This is a genomic window from Lysinibacillus sp. (assembly GCF_032093475.1).
GTDB lineage: Bacteria > Bacillota > Bacilli > Bacillales_A > Planococcaceae > Lysinibacillus > Lysinibacillus irui.
Window position 1 is genome coordinate 16,037 of the sequence record NZ_DAMDAY010000046.1, and the last position, 12,492, is coordinate 28,528.

General features: G+C 36.7%; 15 protein-coding genes. 14 read left to right on the top strand and 1 reads right to left on the bottom strand.

What is annotated here, in order from left to right; genetic code table 11:
• The first annotated feature begins 76 nt into the window (after positions 1 to 76).
• The 3 genes from RT445_RS11530 (at position 77) to RT445_RS11540 (ending at position 2,708) form a co-directional block, all read left to right on the top strand.
• Complete coding sequence (locus RT445_RS11530) at positions 77 to 556, top strand: PH domain-containing protein (protein ID WP_274794685.1); 480 nt, start codon at positions 77 to 79, stop codon at positions 554 to 556.
• Complete coding sequence (locus RT445_RS11535; protein ID WP_312506962.1) at positions 549 to 2,024, top strand: PH domain-containing protein; 1,476 nt, start codon at positions 549 to 551, stop codon at positions 2,022 to 2,024. Before RT445_RS11530 ends, RT445_RS11535 begins: the two co-directional genes overlap by 8 nt.
• 108 nt (positions 2,025 to 2,132) lie before the next feature.
• Complete coding sequence (locus tag RT445_RS11540; RefSeq protein WP_274794684.1) at positions 2,133 to 2,708, top strand: GNAT family N-acetyltransferase; 576 nt, start codon at positions 2,133 to 2,135, stop codon at positions 2,706 to 2,708.
• Positions 2,709 to 2,764: 56 nt separating this feature from the next.
• Here the strand turns inward: RT445_RS11540 and RT445_RS11545 are convergent, their stop codons facing one another.
• The gene (locus RT445_RS11545; RefSeq protein ID WP_274794683.1) at positions 2,765 to 3,388 is read right to left on the bottom strand and encodes a rhomboid family intramembrane serine protease; all 624 of its coding nucleotides are present in this window, start codon (positions 3,386 to 3,388) and stop codon (positions 2,765 to 2,767) included.
• Positions 3,389 to 3,452: 64 nt separating this feature from the next.
• Between RT445_RS11545 and acpS the strand changes: the two genes are divergently transcribed.
• The 11 genes from acpS to RT445_RS11600 all read left to right on the top strand — a co-directional run.
• Entirely contained in the window at positions 3,453 to 3,806 is a 354-nt protein-coding gene (gene acpS, locus RT445_RS11550) for a holo-ACP synthase (protein WP_312506961.1), read from the top strand.
• A 124-nt stretch (positions 3,807 to 3,930) separates the two neighbouring features.
• The gene (locus RT445_RS11555; RefSeq protein WP_274794680.1) at positions 3,931 to 4,989 is read left to right on the top strand and encodes a LolA family protein; all 1,059 of its coding nucleotides are present in this window, start codon (positions 3,931 to 3,933) and stop codon (positions 4,987 to 4,989) included.
• Positions 4,990 to 5,187: 198 nt separating this feature from the next.
• Positions 5,188 to 6,309: an alanine racemase gene (gene alr / locus RT445_RS11560; protein ID WP_312506960.1), complete on the top strand. Its 1,122-nt coding sequence runs from the start codon at positions 5,188 to 5,190 to the stop codon at positions 6,307 to 6,309.
• Positions 6,310 to 6,642: 333 nt separating this feature from the next.
• Positions 6,643 to 6,906: a hypothetical protein gene (locus RT445_RS11565; RefSeq protein ID WP_004232053.1), complete on the top strand. Its 264-nt coding sequence runs from the start codon at positions 6,643 to 6,645 to the stop codon at positions 6,904 to 6,906.
• Positions 6,907 to 6,910: 4 nt separating this feature from the next.
• Positions 6,911 to 7,261, top strand: a complete 351-nt coding sequence (locus RT445_RS11570; protein ID WP_004232054.1) for a type II toxin-antitoxin system PemK/MazF family toxin — start codon at positions 6,911 to 6,913, stop codon at positions 7,259 to 7,261.
• A 468-nt stretch (positions 7,262 to 7,729) separates the two neighbouring features.
• Positions 7,730 to 8,131 carry an anti-sigma regulatory factor gene (locus tag RT445_RS11575; RefSeq protein WP_274794678.1) on the top strand — a complete coding sequence of 134 codons (402 nt, stop codon included), beginning with the start codon at positions 7,730 to 7,732 and terminating at the stop codon, positions 8,129 to 8,131.
• 57 nt (positions 8,132 to 8,188) lie between these two features.
• A complete protein-coding gene (locus RT445_RS11580) occupies positions 8,189 to 9,139 on the top strand; it encodes a PP2C family protein-serine/threonine phosphatase (protein WP_274797385.1) in 951 nt (316 codons plus the stop codon).
• 63 nt (positions 9,140 to 9,202) lie between these two features.
• A complete protein-coding gene (locus RT445_RS11585; RefSeq protein ID WP_004232057.1) occupies positions 9,203 to 9,535 on the top strand; it encodes an STAS domain-containing protein in 333 nt (110 codons plus the stop codon).
• Complete coding sequence (rsbW, locus tag RT445_RS11590) at positions 9,535 to 10,005, top strand: anti-sigma B factor RsbW (RefSeq protein WP_274794677.1); 471 nt, start codon at positions 9,535 to 9,537, stop codon at positions 10,003 to 10,005. The genes RT445_RS11585 and rsbW overlap by 1 nt, the downstream gene beginning before the upstream one ends.
• Complete coding sequence (sigB, locus tag RT445_RS11595) at positions 9,983 to 10,768, top strand: RNA polymerase sigma factor SigB (protein WP_274794676.1); 786 nt, start codon at positions 9,983 to 9,985, stop codon at positions 10,766 to 10,768. Before rsbW ends, sigB begins: the two co-directional genes overlap by 23 nt.
• A gap of 122 nt (positions 10,769 to 10,890) precedes the next feature.
• Positions 10,891 to 12,492 (top strand): Tex-like N-terminal domain-containing protein (locus RT445_RS11600; RefSeq protein ID WP_313470621.1); only part of this gene is annotated, 1,602 nt, incomplete at its 3' end.

The following is a 12,492-nucleotide window of genomic DNA, read 5'->3' on the forward strand; positions in this document are numbered from 1 at the left end:
GGTTTTTTTCGGCTATAGTTGAAACAAAAAGGTAACTAAATCCGTATACCTAATGAAGAAAGCGAGGGGAACGACTATGAGATCACAACCGATTCATCAAATATCCAGAAAAGGGCTAACTGTGTGGCGTTTATATGGAGTCATACAAACATTGGTGCTATTCATTATAGCGGGGCTAGTAAGCTACGGTACTTATTATTTTGATTGGCCATCATTTATTTATTTCGTTGCTGGTGCAGTAGTAATACTAAGCGCCATATTATCCATATTTTTATTCCCAAAAATAAGATGGGAACGATGGCGTTATGAGGTCCGAGAACATGAAATTGAAGTACAACATGGTTTATTTGTAGTGAAACGGACTTTAATCCCAATGGTTCGGGTTCAACATGTTGATACGACACAAGGGCCGATTTTAAAAAAATACGACTTAGGTAATATTTCTATCTCAACAGCAGCAACTGTACATACGATTCCAGCACTTGTAATGGGTGAAGCAGATTTACTTCGTGCTCGTATCTCTGATTTAGCAAGGGTGGCTGAAGATGATGTCTAAGGAGATTAATCGTTTACATCCAATATCTGCTGTGATTACGAGCGTCAAAGCATTAAAAAGTATGATATTACCAATTGTGATTATTATCGTAAGTAACGGCTTTAATTTTTCTTTAAACTTCCGTAGTGACCATTTTTTTGATACGATTTTACTTTTCGGAGTGTGGGGAGTCGCGGCCCTTCTTGCGCTCATTGGGGGAATTATAAAATGGCGGACATTTGTTTACTGGTTTGAAGACGGGGAGTTACGTGTAACATATGGGTTATTTGTTAAAAAGAAGCGTTATATTCCATTTGAACGCATTCAAAGCTTAAATTACAACGAGGGTATTTTTCATCGTCTTTTTGGTTTAGTGAAAGTTCAAGTAGAAACGGCTGGTAGTAAGGGAGGTAAACCTGAGGTCGAGCTAACAGCCATTCGCAAAGCCGCAGCAGATGTTATTGAATTAGAAATGCGTCGCGCTAAAAATGAAACAGTTCTACAACGGGATGATCAAGAGCAAGTACAGATCATGGAGGAAGCTAGATCAACTCCAACGATTTACCATATGTCCATGCGTGATTTACTCGTATTAGCAACAACATCTGGTGGAATTGGCGTGGTACTGTCAGGTCTTGCAGCTGTTGCCTCACAGTTTTCCGATATTATACCGTATGAAACAGTTTTTCATGAGTTAGCTGACTTTGTGAAAGTCGGTGCATTTTTAATAGCGTTAACGGTAATGTTGGTTTTAATTGTAGCTTGGGTTGTATCGGTGGTCATAACATTGATTAACTATTATGATTACACGGTTCGTATTGAAGATAATAAACTGATTATCACAAAAGGTCTTTTAGAGAAAAAGCGTATAACGCTGCCATTGAATCGAATTCAAGCCATTCGTATTGTTGAAAATCCATTACGTCAATTAACAGGATTTGCTACGGTGGTTGTAGAAAGTGCTGGAGGTAACGGTGAAGATGGAAATGATAGAAAAATTACGTTGTTTCCACTTATTAAGAAGCATGATTGTTTGCAAACATTAGATCAGCTTTTCCCAGATATGGATTGGAATCCAACATTTATTCGATCACCAAAAAATGCGAGACCATTCTTTTATCGTATTGATTTTATTTGGTTAGTCCCTGTTATAGGTGCATGTAGTTATTTCTTTTATCCATATGGACTATTGTCGTTGCTATTAATCCCATTAACGATACTACTTGGTATATGGCAACATAAAACAGCGGGTTTCCAAATTAATGGAAAACAACTAGCTATGCAGTATCGAGTATTTAGTCGAATTACATTGATCATGGAGAAAAAACGAATACAGTCTATTGAAAGTACACAATCGTTCTTTCAAAAACGAAAGAATGTTATGTCTATTAAAGCAACAGTAATGTCAGGGGCAACAGGTACAAAAGGAAGTGTATCAAGCCTTGAGCAACAAGATGCGGAAAAGATCTTAACGTGGTATGAACATTAATTAACAAAAAGCCAATTCTTACAATTTTATGGTAGGATTGGCTTTTTTAGATACAAAAAACTATTTCTGCGTTTATAATAAAATAAATAAAACAAAAGGGGTGGGACTTTGTTTAAATATGTTATTAATGAAAGTGCTTATCTGAAGCTATTGGATTTAAGTGATGTAGATGAATTATTTGCCTTAACTGACCGTTCAAGGGATACATTACGTGAATGGTTACCTTTTGTAGATGATGTCAAAACAGTAACAGATACCGAGCGATTTGTAAAAAGGGCTATGCAACAATATGCTGATCACAATGGTATACAGGCGGGGATATACTATGATGGAAAGCTAGCGGGTGTGATAGGGTATCATCAAATCAACTGGCAGCATAAATGGACAAGCATTGGCTACTGGTTAGGGAATGAATTTGTGGGTAAGGGACTTGTAACGAATTCCATGAAAGCATTGATTGATTATGCTTTTTACTATTTAAAGTTAAATCGTATTGAGGTACGTGTAGCTGTAGGAAATATTCGTAGTCGTACAATTCCAAAGGTGCTAGGCTTCCATGAGGAAGGGCGCCTAAGGGATGCGGAATGGCTTTATGATCATCATGTGGATCAAGTAGTTTATGGTATAACAGCAGCGGAATGGAAAAAAATAAAGATGGCAAATGAAGCTACAGTAGTTTTGTAGCTGAAGTTATGTAACAAAAAAGGAGCTGCCTGTTATGAGCTGCTCCTTTTTAGATGTTATGGTCTACCCGCCATTTTCTGTTTACGCCAGCTTAAGATTCTTTTCGGATGTAAATAGACAAGTCCTAGAATGAACCCTGTTACTAAACCGCCTAAATGTGCATAGACATTCACATTTGGTTGAAGAAAAGTCATAATGACACTGATGACGATGATTGGTAAAATGAGCTTACGAAGCATTGGCATTGTACGACGCGTATAGTAAACCAATGCCCCAAAAGCACCAAAAATACCAAAAATAGCCCCACTTGCACCAAGACTCGTATAACTACTATCATAGAATACATAGGTTGCCATGTTGCCTACAATGCCTGAAACTAAATAAATTGTAATGAAGCGTGCTTTGCCTGCGATTTTTTCTAGCTCTGGTCCAAAGAGATATAATGAAAACATATTAAAAAACGTATGCATAAATCCTGCATGTAAAAACATTGCAGAAAATACACGCCACCATTCACCACTTTGAATCAGGAAATTTGCTTGGATTCCGAAATTCCACAAAAGTGTTCCTATGCCGGGTAAAAGAGACAATACATAGAGAATTAGATTAATTGCTATTAACGTTGAAACAATAGGGTAATACTTTGTGTATTGCTTAAAATTTTCTGTTCTACTAAACATGGCTCCACCTCAACTTACATTTATTATACATGCCTTGTTGGAAATTGGTAAAGGAGAAGGTCATATGATTAAGGGAATTGGTCTCGACATTGTAGAAATAGACCGTATTGCAAAAGCGATGAAACGTACAAATAAATTTAAAGACCGTATTCTAACCGATAAGGAAAAAAGTTTATTTGAAGCCTATTCAGAAACTCGTAAAATAGAATTTTTGGCAGGACGATTTGCTGCTAAAGAAGCATTTTCGAAAGCGATGGGAACTGGCCTTGGGGAACAATGTAAGCTCCATGATATGGAGATATTAAAGGGGGAGGCAGGGAATCCGATTTTATATTTTAAAGGGGAGCTTGTCAATGGATTTGTTAGTATTACACATTCCAAGCAATATGCAGCCGCTCAAGTAATCTTATTAGAATAATGTTTAACTTGTCTAAAAGGTTGGCTTAGAAATTTAAATATATTGCTCTTTCTTCAAATGACATAACTGACAAATACGGTTCATATATTGTCGTAGTGGATTTGAAAGAAGAAAGGGTGAAAGCGTGGGCAACCGTATAGTTAAATGGCTCGTCTTACTTTGTACGATATTACTTCTGTCGGCATGTGGTGCAGCCTCACAGGAAAAAGTGTTGAAGAAAGTGAATGGTAAATGGGCAGAGACTAATGGCTATGAGTTAAATGCAACGATGGAGATTAAATCTGGAGGAGAGCCAAGAAATTATGATGTTACAGTATGGCATACAAAACCAGATTTCTATCGAGTAGAGGTAATGGAAAGTGGGAAAGATGTTTCACAAATGATTGTGCGTAATGCTGATGGCGTTTTTGTTGTAACACCGACATTAAACAAAATGTATAAGTTCCAAAGCGATTGGCCGAAGAAAAATAGTCAAGCCTATTTAATTGGAGCTCTAGCAGAAGATTTAGCGGAAGATAAAAATCTTGTCATGAAAGAGGAAGAAAAAGCATATATATTTGAAGCGGCTACTAGAAACAGCTATAAGAATAGTATGCCTCATCAAGTGATTACAGTAGATAAGAAAACGCTATTGCCAACTTCTGTTGTCATTATGAATGATGTAAAAGAAGAACAAATTCGCATTAACTTTAAGAAAATTAAGCTAGGTGTACAACATGCTGCAAAAGAGTATGCAGTTGAGCAATTTACAGATAAAGATAACACGAAAGGTGAACAAGCTACACCTACTGACAAAGAGGGGCAAGAAGAACAAGACGACAAAGAAGCTGTTGGTGCAGAGGTTGAATATCAAGAATTCCAAACACATTATCCTGTCTTAAGTTGGGCACAGTTGGCTAATGAGAAAGTTGTGCAGGAAGGTGGAATGGAAAGAGTTATCTTAACATTCGATGGTGAAAAGGCATTTACAGTTATGCAACAACCAGTTACGAAGGAAAGCGCAATGTTGCCAGTTGCATCACCTGGTGATCCTGTTGACCTAGGCTTTACAATTGGTGCTATTACAGATACATCGATTAGTTGGGAAAAAGATGGTGTTGAATTCTTTGTAGCTTCAAGCAAATTAACACGAGAAGAAATGATTGAAGTTGCTACATCCATGACGATAAGTAGTATGAAGTAGTAACTTTCTAGCTACAGCTTTCAAAAATGAAGGCTGTAGCTTATTGCCAATATGAAAGTAGTTTTCACCGTTTAGAAATTGTTAAGTCACATTGTTTAAAGTGAAAATAATAAAATAATTTCTCTTACTATTGGACAAGCTAAAAATGAAATGTATGTAATACATAATGTTTTAATTAAAAATAAAGAGGGTATTCTTATGAAGACACAGCAATATTTTCGACCAACCAAAGCAATGATAAATTTGAAAGCAATCCAACAAAACGTTAAAAATTTAAAAGAGTTTTTACAACCTAATGTTCAAATAATTGCTGTAGTAAAGGCAAATGCATACGGTCACGGAGATGTAGCTGTTGCAAGGGCAGCTCTTGAGGCTGGTGCCACAATTCTTGCGGTTGCTACGCCCGATGAGGCATTACATATTCGAGCACATTTTGAAGAACCAGACATACTAGTATTAGGAGCATCTCCAGTTTCATTTGCGCCATATGCTGCACAGCAGCGTATAATTCTTACAGTCTTTGCAGAAGATTGGATTCAGCAAGCTGCTCCTCTGTTAGCAAACGAATCACTTCCTTTACGACTACATATAAAAGTAGATAGCGGGATGGGGAGAATAGGCATTCGCTCAGAGCAAGAATTATTAGCCCTATATCAAACAATACAGTCTATAGATAACGTGGAAATTGATGGAATTTTTACACATTTTGCAACAGCAGATGAAGAAGAAACAACTTACTTTAATCAGCAAGTACAGTTATTTGAGAGATGTTTATCCGAAATGCCTTTTAAGCCTAGACTTGTTCATGCAGCCAATACAGCAGCCTCCTTTATAAAGGATTCACACTTACAATATGACGCTGTTAGATATGGAATTTCTATGTATGGATTAGCACCTTCATCTTACGTGGAAAGCAATTTACCATTTCCATTACATCCTGCATTTGCGCTTGAAAGTGAACTTGTTCATGTGAAGCAAATCAAATCAGGTGATTCGGTTGGATATGGAGCTACATATGTTGCTCCAACAGATATGTGGATAGGAACGATTCCGATTGGCTACGCGGATGGTGTTATTCGCAAGTTGGGCGGACAAGAGGTATTAATTGATGGCCAAAGAATGCCGATTATCGGACGAATTTGTATGGACCAATGTATGGTTGCACTACCAAAAGCATATGCTATAGGTGAGAAGGTAACACTCATTGGCCAACAAGGGCAGAGTGTAATTTCTGTTGATGAATGGGCAACTAAACTTGATACAATTAATTATGAAGTACCATGCATTATAACTGCAAGAGTTCCTAGAATATACTTTTAATTAATCTTCATAAGAAATAGTCTCTTATAGATAGTAATCATTCTCTTGAATAGTTTCAATGTAGTGTAAAGAGTAACGTTCCGACATAAAAAGTTGAATTTAGCAAGCAAACAAACTGGAGAACTTTGTTTCATTTCAAACTTTAAGTGACTCATATTTGGAAACGTATTGCAATGATAATTATTCAGCATATACCTTCGACAACCAACATATTTTTACAATTTGTACTTCAAATTGTCAGATATTTTGTCATTTCATGTCTTTTCAACAATATCTTTCAATGATAGAATGGGAAGTAATGAAAAGTGTATGGTTCCGTTGGAGGTGCTTGCTGTGTACGAGAAAAAGTTAAGAGAAGCTACAATTGCTGTTCAAGACAGACTATTTCTACAAACAAAGGAAGTAATTGAAGGTGAATCTTTTGTGCGTATTTTGGCGCGCAAAAATTTAATGCAGGAGCAACCAAATCAAATACGGGAAGCTATGATAAAAGGATATGTTGAAATGTCTCATATTAATTTAATGATTGCGAGTGAATGCTTGCATGCAGAATATGAAGCACAGCATATGGTGGAGCGTCTCGTTAGCGGGGGATGACACTTTGAATGTAAAACGTGGTGACGTTTTTTTTGCAGACTTATCACCGGTAATAGGTTCTGAGCAAGGAGGCACTAGACCGGTGCTGATTATTCAAAATGATATTGGCAATCGATTTAGTCCGACTGTCATCATCGCAGCTATCACTGCACAGATTCAAAAGGCAAAGTTACCGACACACGTTGAAATCAATGCTGAAAAGTATGGTTTTGAACGTGATTCGGTTATTTTGCTAGAACAAGTGCGGACAATTGATAAGTCAAGATTGACGGATCGTATTACGCAACTTGATCATGCTGTGATGGAAAAAGTAGATGGGGCGTTGATGATTAGTTTAGGTCTGGTTAAATTTTGATATACATATGTGTATAGAAGCATCGAGATAATTAAATCTCGATGCTTTTTTTGTTCGACATCCTCAGTACCTTTTTACCATAATTTCAACTTACTAATTTACTTAAATTTGCTTTTATCTCTCTACAGACATGAAAGTTAATTGTGCCTGATGGTTCATTTTCAGAACAATAGAACTGCTAAGGTTAAAAAATACTCCAGCTAAAGGTACGAATATTGTAGTAGGACTTTTCAATCAAGCTCGAAAAAATCCGGAAGTAATAGCGCTAAGGTGTAATTGATAAATAATACAAAAAGTTTTAAGATATATTCAAGATTTGTAATAAAAATAGATTTTTGAAAAAATTCTTAAAAGGTATATGAAATTTTACATAGAATATTCCATTCTATAGAGGTTATTAAATTTATATGAAGTCAGGTCGAACTAAAGTGTAAGAGTATTACTCCGTAAGGAAATGGAGGGACAGCAGTGACATGTAAGTCTTCGGTTGAAATTATTACAGAATGGGATATTGTTGCAGCAAGACAACTGGGGCGCAAGGAAGCAAAAGCACTTGGATTTGGCACTGTTGATCAGGCTCGCATCACCACAGCAGTAAGTGAATTAGCAAGAAATATATATTTATATGCGAGTATTGGTAGAATTGAGATTGAAAGAATTGAGACGGAAACTGAAAAGAAAATAGTGGTTATTGCAACTGATCAAGGACCAGGTATTGAAGATGTTCGAAAAGTAATGGGAGAAGGCTATTCTACTTCTGGAGGGCTAGGCGCTGGTTTACCAGGCGTTAAGCGATTGATGGACAGTTTAGATATTCAATCTGTAGTTGGGGTAGGTACAACAATAAGGGCGGAAAAATGGTTGCGTTAGGACGTGAAGAAATTGAAACAATTAGAAGCACAGTATAGAAAAATATTATCAGATTTTATTGTTAATCAAACTGAAAGAAATTTATATATCGCTCAAAATTTCACACGTCAGTTAATTCAAAAAAATATATCTCCAGAGGATGTTGTTAGTATTCACAAAAATGCTGTTGAACAAATATTCCCTAATCAAATGAATGAAACACAACCAGCCTATGATTTTCTTATTGAAGTAATGGTGCATTATGGCATGGCCCATAGAGAGCACCAAAGCTTACTGCAAAAACAAGCAGAATATGAGATGGAAATGAAAATAGCAACAAACATTCAAAATACTCAATTGAAAACACATGTACCACAGCTACAAAGTTTTGATATAGGAATGATTTCGGTTCCGATACGTAAAATGAATGGAGACTATGTCCATTTTTTTCATGACGGTGACGAATATTTAAGTGTAGCTGTAACAGATGTTGTTGGAAAGGGAGTGCCGGCGGCTTTATGTATGTCGATGGTGAAGTATGGTCTTGAAACATTGGTATATGCATATAAAGATCCCTCCTATGTTTTAGAAGTTATTAATAGGGTAATAGAAAAAGGTGTAGATGATAGTATGTTTGTTTCCATGTTTTATGGGTGCTTAGATGTACAACAAAATATCTTTGCCTACGCCTCAGCAGGTCACGAGCCAGCGTTGCATTACAGTGCTAAGGAAGATCAATTTATTTCCTTAGATGCTAAAGGTTTATTACTTGGTGTATTGCCAGAAACAACATATTCGTTTCATGAAATCGTTTTAGAAGAAAATGATTTAGTAATTATGATGACGGATGGAGTAACAGAATTTAGAGCACAGGAAAGCTTAAATTCACGAGAGGTTATTACTGCTTTAATTAAGGAGAATAAGCATTTAACAGCTCAGCAATTGTGCCAAATTCTTTATAAGGAAATAGAGAAAGTGCAGAATTTTAAACTAACTGATGATTTTACTGTAGTTATTTTAAAAAAATAGGTTTACGTTTTAATTGAACAGGGAAGAGAAAATAGTCTAACAAATATGGTGGAGGTGTGCTATATGGACGTGACAATACATTTTAAAGAAATTGATCATAAATTATTTGGTTTTGTTGAAGGTGAAATTGATACATTTACTGCTTCTGGATTACGAGAGGAATTAGAAGCTGTAAAGATAACTGAAGGGTTAGAGATTGAACTTGATTTATCAAAGGTAAATTACATGGATAGTACAGGTCTTGGGATTTTTGTTGCCTTTTATAAAAGAGCGTTACGTGAAAATGGCAAAGTAAAGCTGGTTGGTTTATCAAATAGATTACAAAGATTGTTTGAAATTACAGGACTAAGTGATTTGATGGATATCGAAACTGATAAAAAGGTGGAATTAAGATAATGAAGGAATTTGACTATATTGAAATTAGAGTTCCTGCTAAACCGCAATTTGTCAGTGTCATTCGATTAACTGTCTCGGGCTTAGCTAGTAGGATCGGTTTTAATTATGATGATATCGAAGACTTAAAAATTGCAGCAAGTGAGGCTGTAACGAATGTTGTTCACCATGCTTATAAAGAAGATGAAGAAGGCGAAATTGTCATTGGATGTGCGCTATACGACAATAAAATGGAAATGATGATTGCGGATTATGGCAATAGCTTTAATTTCGAAGAGATCAAGTCTAAGATTGGACCATATCATCCTGAAGAAAGTATTGCGGGGCTTAGAGAAGGTGGTTTAGGACTTTATTTAATGGAAACTTTGATGGATGAGGTGATGATCAATAACGATGGTGGCGTAACTGTCTTTATGACAAAGTATGTCACTAGGGAGCAGGTGGAAAAAAATGTCGAAAGAATCACTACATAAATCTTCATCCAAGGAAGATGTACTAAAGTGGATTGAATTGTACCAGTCAACGGAGGATGATGAAGCACAAACAAACTTAGTGATTCATTATCGATATCTAGTTGAATCAATAGCACGTAAATATTCGAATGGTAAATCTTACTATGATGATATTGTTCAAGTAGGGATGCTGGGTTTATTAGGTGCAATCAGACGTTTTGATCCGAATGTTGGTCGTAGTTTTGAGGCATTTGCGGTGCCAACGATAGTTGGAGAAATTAAGCGATTTTTACGTGATAAAACATGGGATGTTCACGTGCCTAGACGAATAAAAGAACTAGGACCGAGAATCAAATCAACGGTGGAGGCGCTGACAATTGAACTACAGCGCTCTCCTTCTATTAAAGATATTGCAGAACGCTTAGAGGTTGCTGAAGAAGAAGTTTTAGAAGCTATGGAAATGAGCCGTAGTTATCAAGCTCTTTCTATGGATCATTCGATAGAGTCAGATTCAGATGGTAGTACAGTCACGTTATTCGATATTTTGGGTAGAGAAGATGACGGCTACGAAATAACTGATAAACGAATGATCGTTGCTGATGCGCTAGTTGTGTTGAATGAGAGAGAAAAACAGATTATTCAGCTTACATATTTAGAGCAACTTAGTCAAAAAGAAGCTGGAGAACGATTAGGAATTTCTCAAATGCATGTATCAAGAATACAAAGAAAAGCAATAAAGAAATTACAAGAGGCTATTCTAGCGAGTGGCAGTGTTTCGCTCTAATCTATCTATCGGTTTGTTAATATGCAAAAAAATAGTCTACTCAAACAGATATGAGTAGACTATTTTTTTGCATTTTTAGTAAAGTGTAATGGTAAAATGAAAAGAAAAAGGGTAGTGATGATGTGGAACAAAAACAAATGTTACAGCTCATTGCAAAAGATGTAGCGGTCAAACCAGGGCAAGTAGATGCTGTTATAAAATTATTAGAAGAGGGAAACACGGTACCATTTATTGCGCGTTATCGTAAAGAAGTAACAGGATCTCTCGATGAAGTGCAGATTAAAGCTGTAGAGGATCGTTATCACTACATACAGCAACTTGAACAACGGAAAGAGGAGGTTATCCGTTTAATTCAGGAACAGGATAAACTTACGCCCGAATTAGAAAAGGCGATTCTTTCAGCAACAGTCTTACAGCGCGTGGAGGATTTATACAGACCGTATAAGCAAAAACGACGTACAAAGGCAACTGTTGCGAAAGAAAAAGGCTTAGAACCACTGGCAGACCTTCTATTAGCATTTAGTAATGATACATTAGAGCAATTAGCTGTTGATTTTGTAGATAATGAACAAGTTGCCAATACAGAGGAAGCTCTAATGGGAGCTCGAGATATTTTAGCAGAACGTTTTGCTGATGATGCTGCAATTCGTGAGAAAATCCGTGCGTACTCATGGAAAGATGGAGTCCTTGTAACAACTGTAAAAAATGCTGAAATCGATGAAAAAAATGTTTTTGAAATGTATTACGAGTACGAAGAGCCTGTTAGTCGTATCGTTCCACACCGTATTTTAGCCATCAACAGAGGAGAGAAAGAAGAAGTTTTAAAGGTTTCAATCCATGTACCAGTGGATCGAGTGTTAATGATTATGTGGAAGGAATGGATACCTGCCACTGGTTCATCTCCTGCTATTGCAGAAGTTAAACTAGCTATAGAAGATTCATACAAGCGTTTAATTCAGCCTTCTATTGAAAGGGAATTACGAAATGAGCTTACAGAAAAAGCGGAGGCTCAAGCTATTCACATCTTCTCTGAAAATTTACGAAATTTATTACTGCAACCACCAATGAAAGGGAAATATGTATTGGGAGTTGACCCGGCTTACCGCACAGGCTGTAAGCTAGCGGTTGTAGATGAAACTGGGAAAATGCTAGAGGTAACAGCTATTTATCCACATCCCCCTAAGCCCGATGTGGCAAAATCTAAAGCTACGGTGAAAGGTATTTTAGCTAAGTATCCAATAAGTATAATTGCAATCGGTAACGGAACAGCATCCAGAGAAACGGAACAATTTATTGCGGACGTATTAAGTGAAATTACGACCGATGTGGCTTATGTTATTGTCAATGAAGCGGGAGCGTCTGTCTACTCGGCGTCTGATATTGCACGTGCAGAATTTCCTGATTTACAGGTTGAGCAACGCAGTGCTGTTTCCATTGCACGCCGTTTGCAGGATCCTTTATCAGAGTTGGTGAAAATTGAACCAAAAGCAGTAGGGGTAGGTCAATATCAACACGATGTTTCTCAAAAAAAATTAAATGAATCGCTAACATTTATAGTAGAAACAGCTGTTAACCAAGTGGGGGTTGATGTTAACACAGCTTCCTCATCACTCTTACAATATGTTTCTGGTTTATCGAAAACAGTTGCTGAGAATATCGTGAAGATGCGAGAGGAAAATGGTCAATTTACTACACGAGCACAATTAAAGAAGATTCCAAGGCTT

Bases quoted from the DNA above. Each gene is read 5' to 3' on its own strand.
- acpS (WP_312506961.1), top strand. From the start codon at position 3,453: ATGATTAAGGGAATTGGTCTCGACATTGTAGAAATAGACCGTATTGCA.
- sigB (WP_274794676.1), top strand. From the start codon at position 9,983: ATGTCGAAAGAATCACTACATAAATCTTCATCCAAGGAAGATGTACTA.
- rsbW (WP_274794677.1), top strand. From the start codon at position 9,535: ATGAAGGAATTTGACTATATTGAAATTAGAGTTCCTGCTAAACCGCAA.
- RT445_RS11585 (WP_004232057.1), top strand. From the start codon at position 9,203: ATGGACGTGACAATACATTTTAAAGAAATTGATCATAAATTATTTGGT.
- RT445_RS11530 (WP_274794685.1), top strand. From the start codon at position 77: ATGAGATCACAACCGATTCATCAAATATCCAGAAAAGGGCTAACTGTG.
- alr (WP_312506960.1), top strand. From the start codon at position 5,188: ATGAAGACACAGCAATATTTTCGACCAACCAAAGCAATGATAAATTTG.
- RT445_RS11535 (WP_312506962.1), top strand. From the start codon at position 549: ATGTCTAAGGAGATTAATCGTTTACATCCAATATCTGCTGTGATTACG.
- RT445_RS11545 (WP_274794683.1), bottom strand. From the start codon at position 3,388: ATGTTTAGTAGAACAGAAAATTTTAAGCAATACACAAAGTATTACCCT.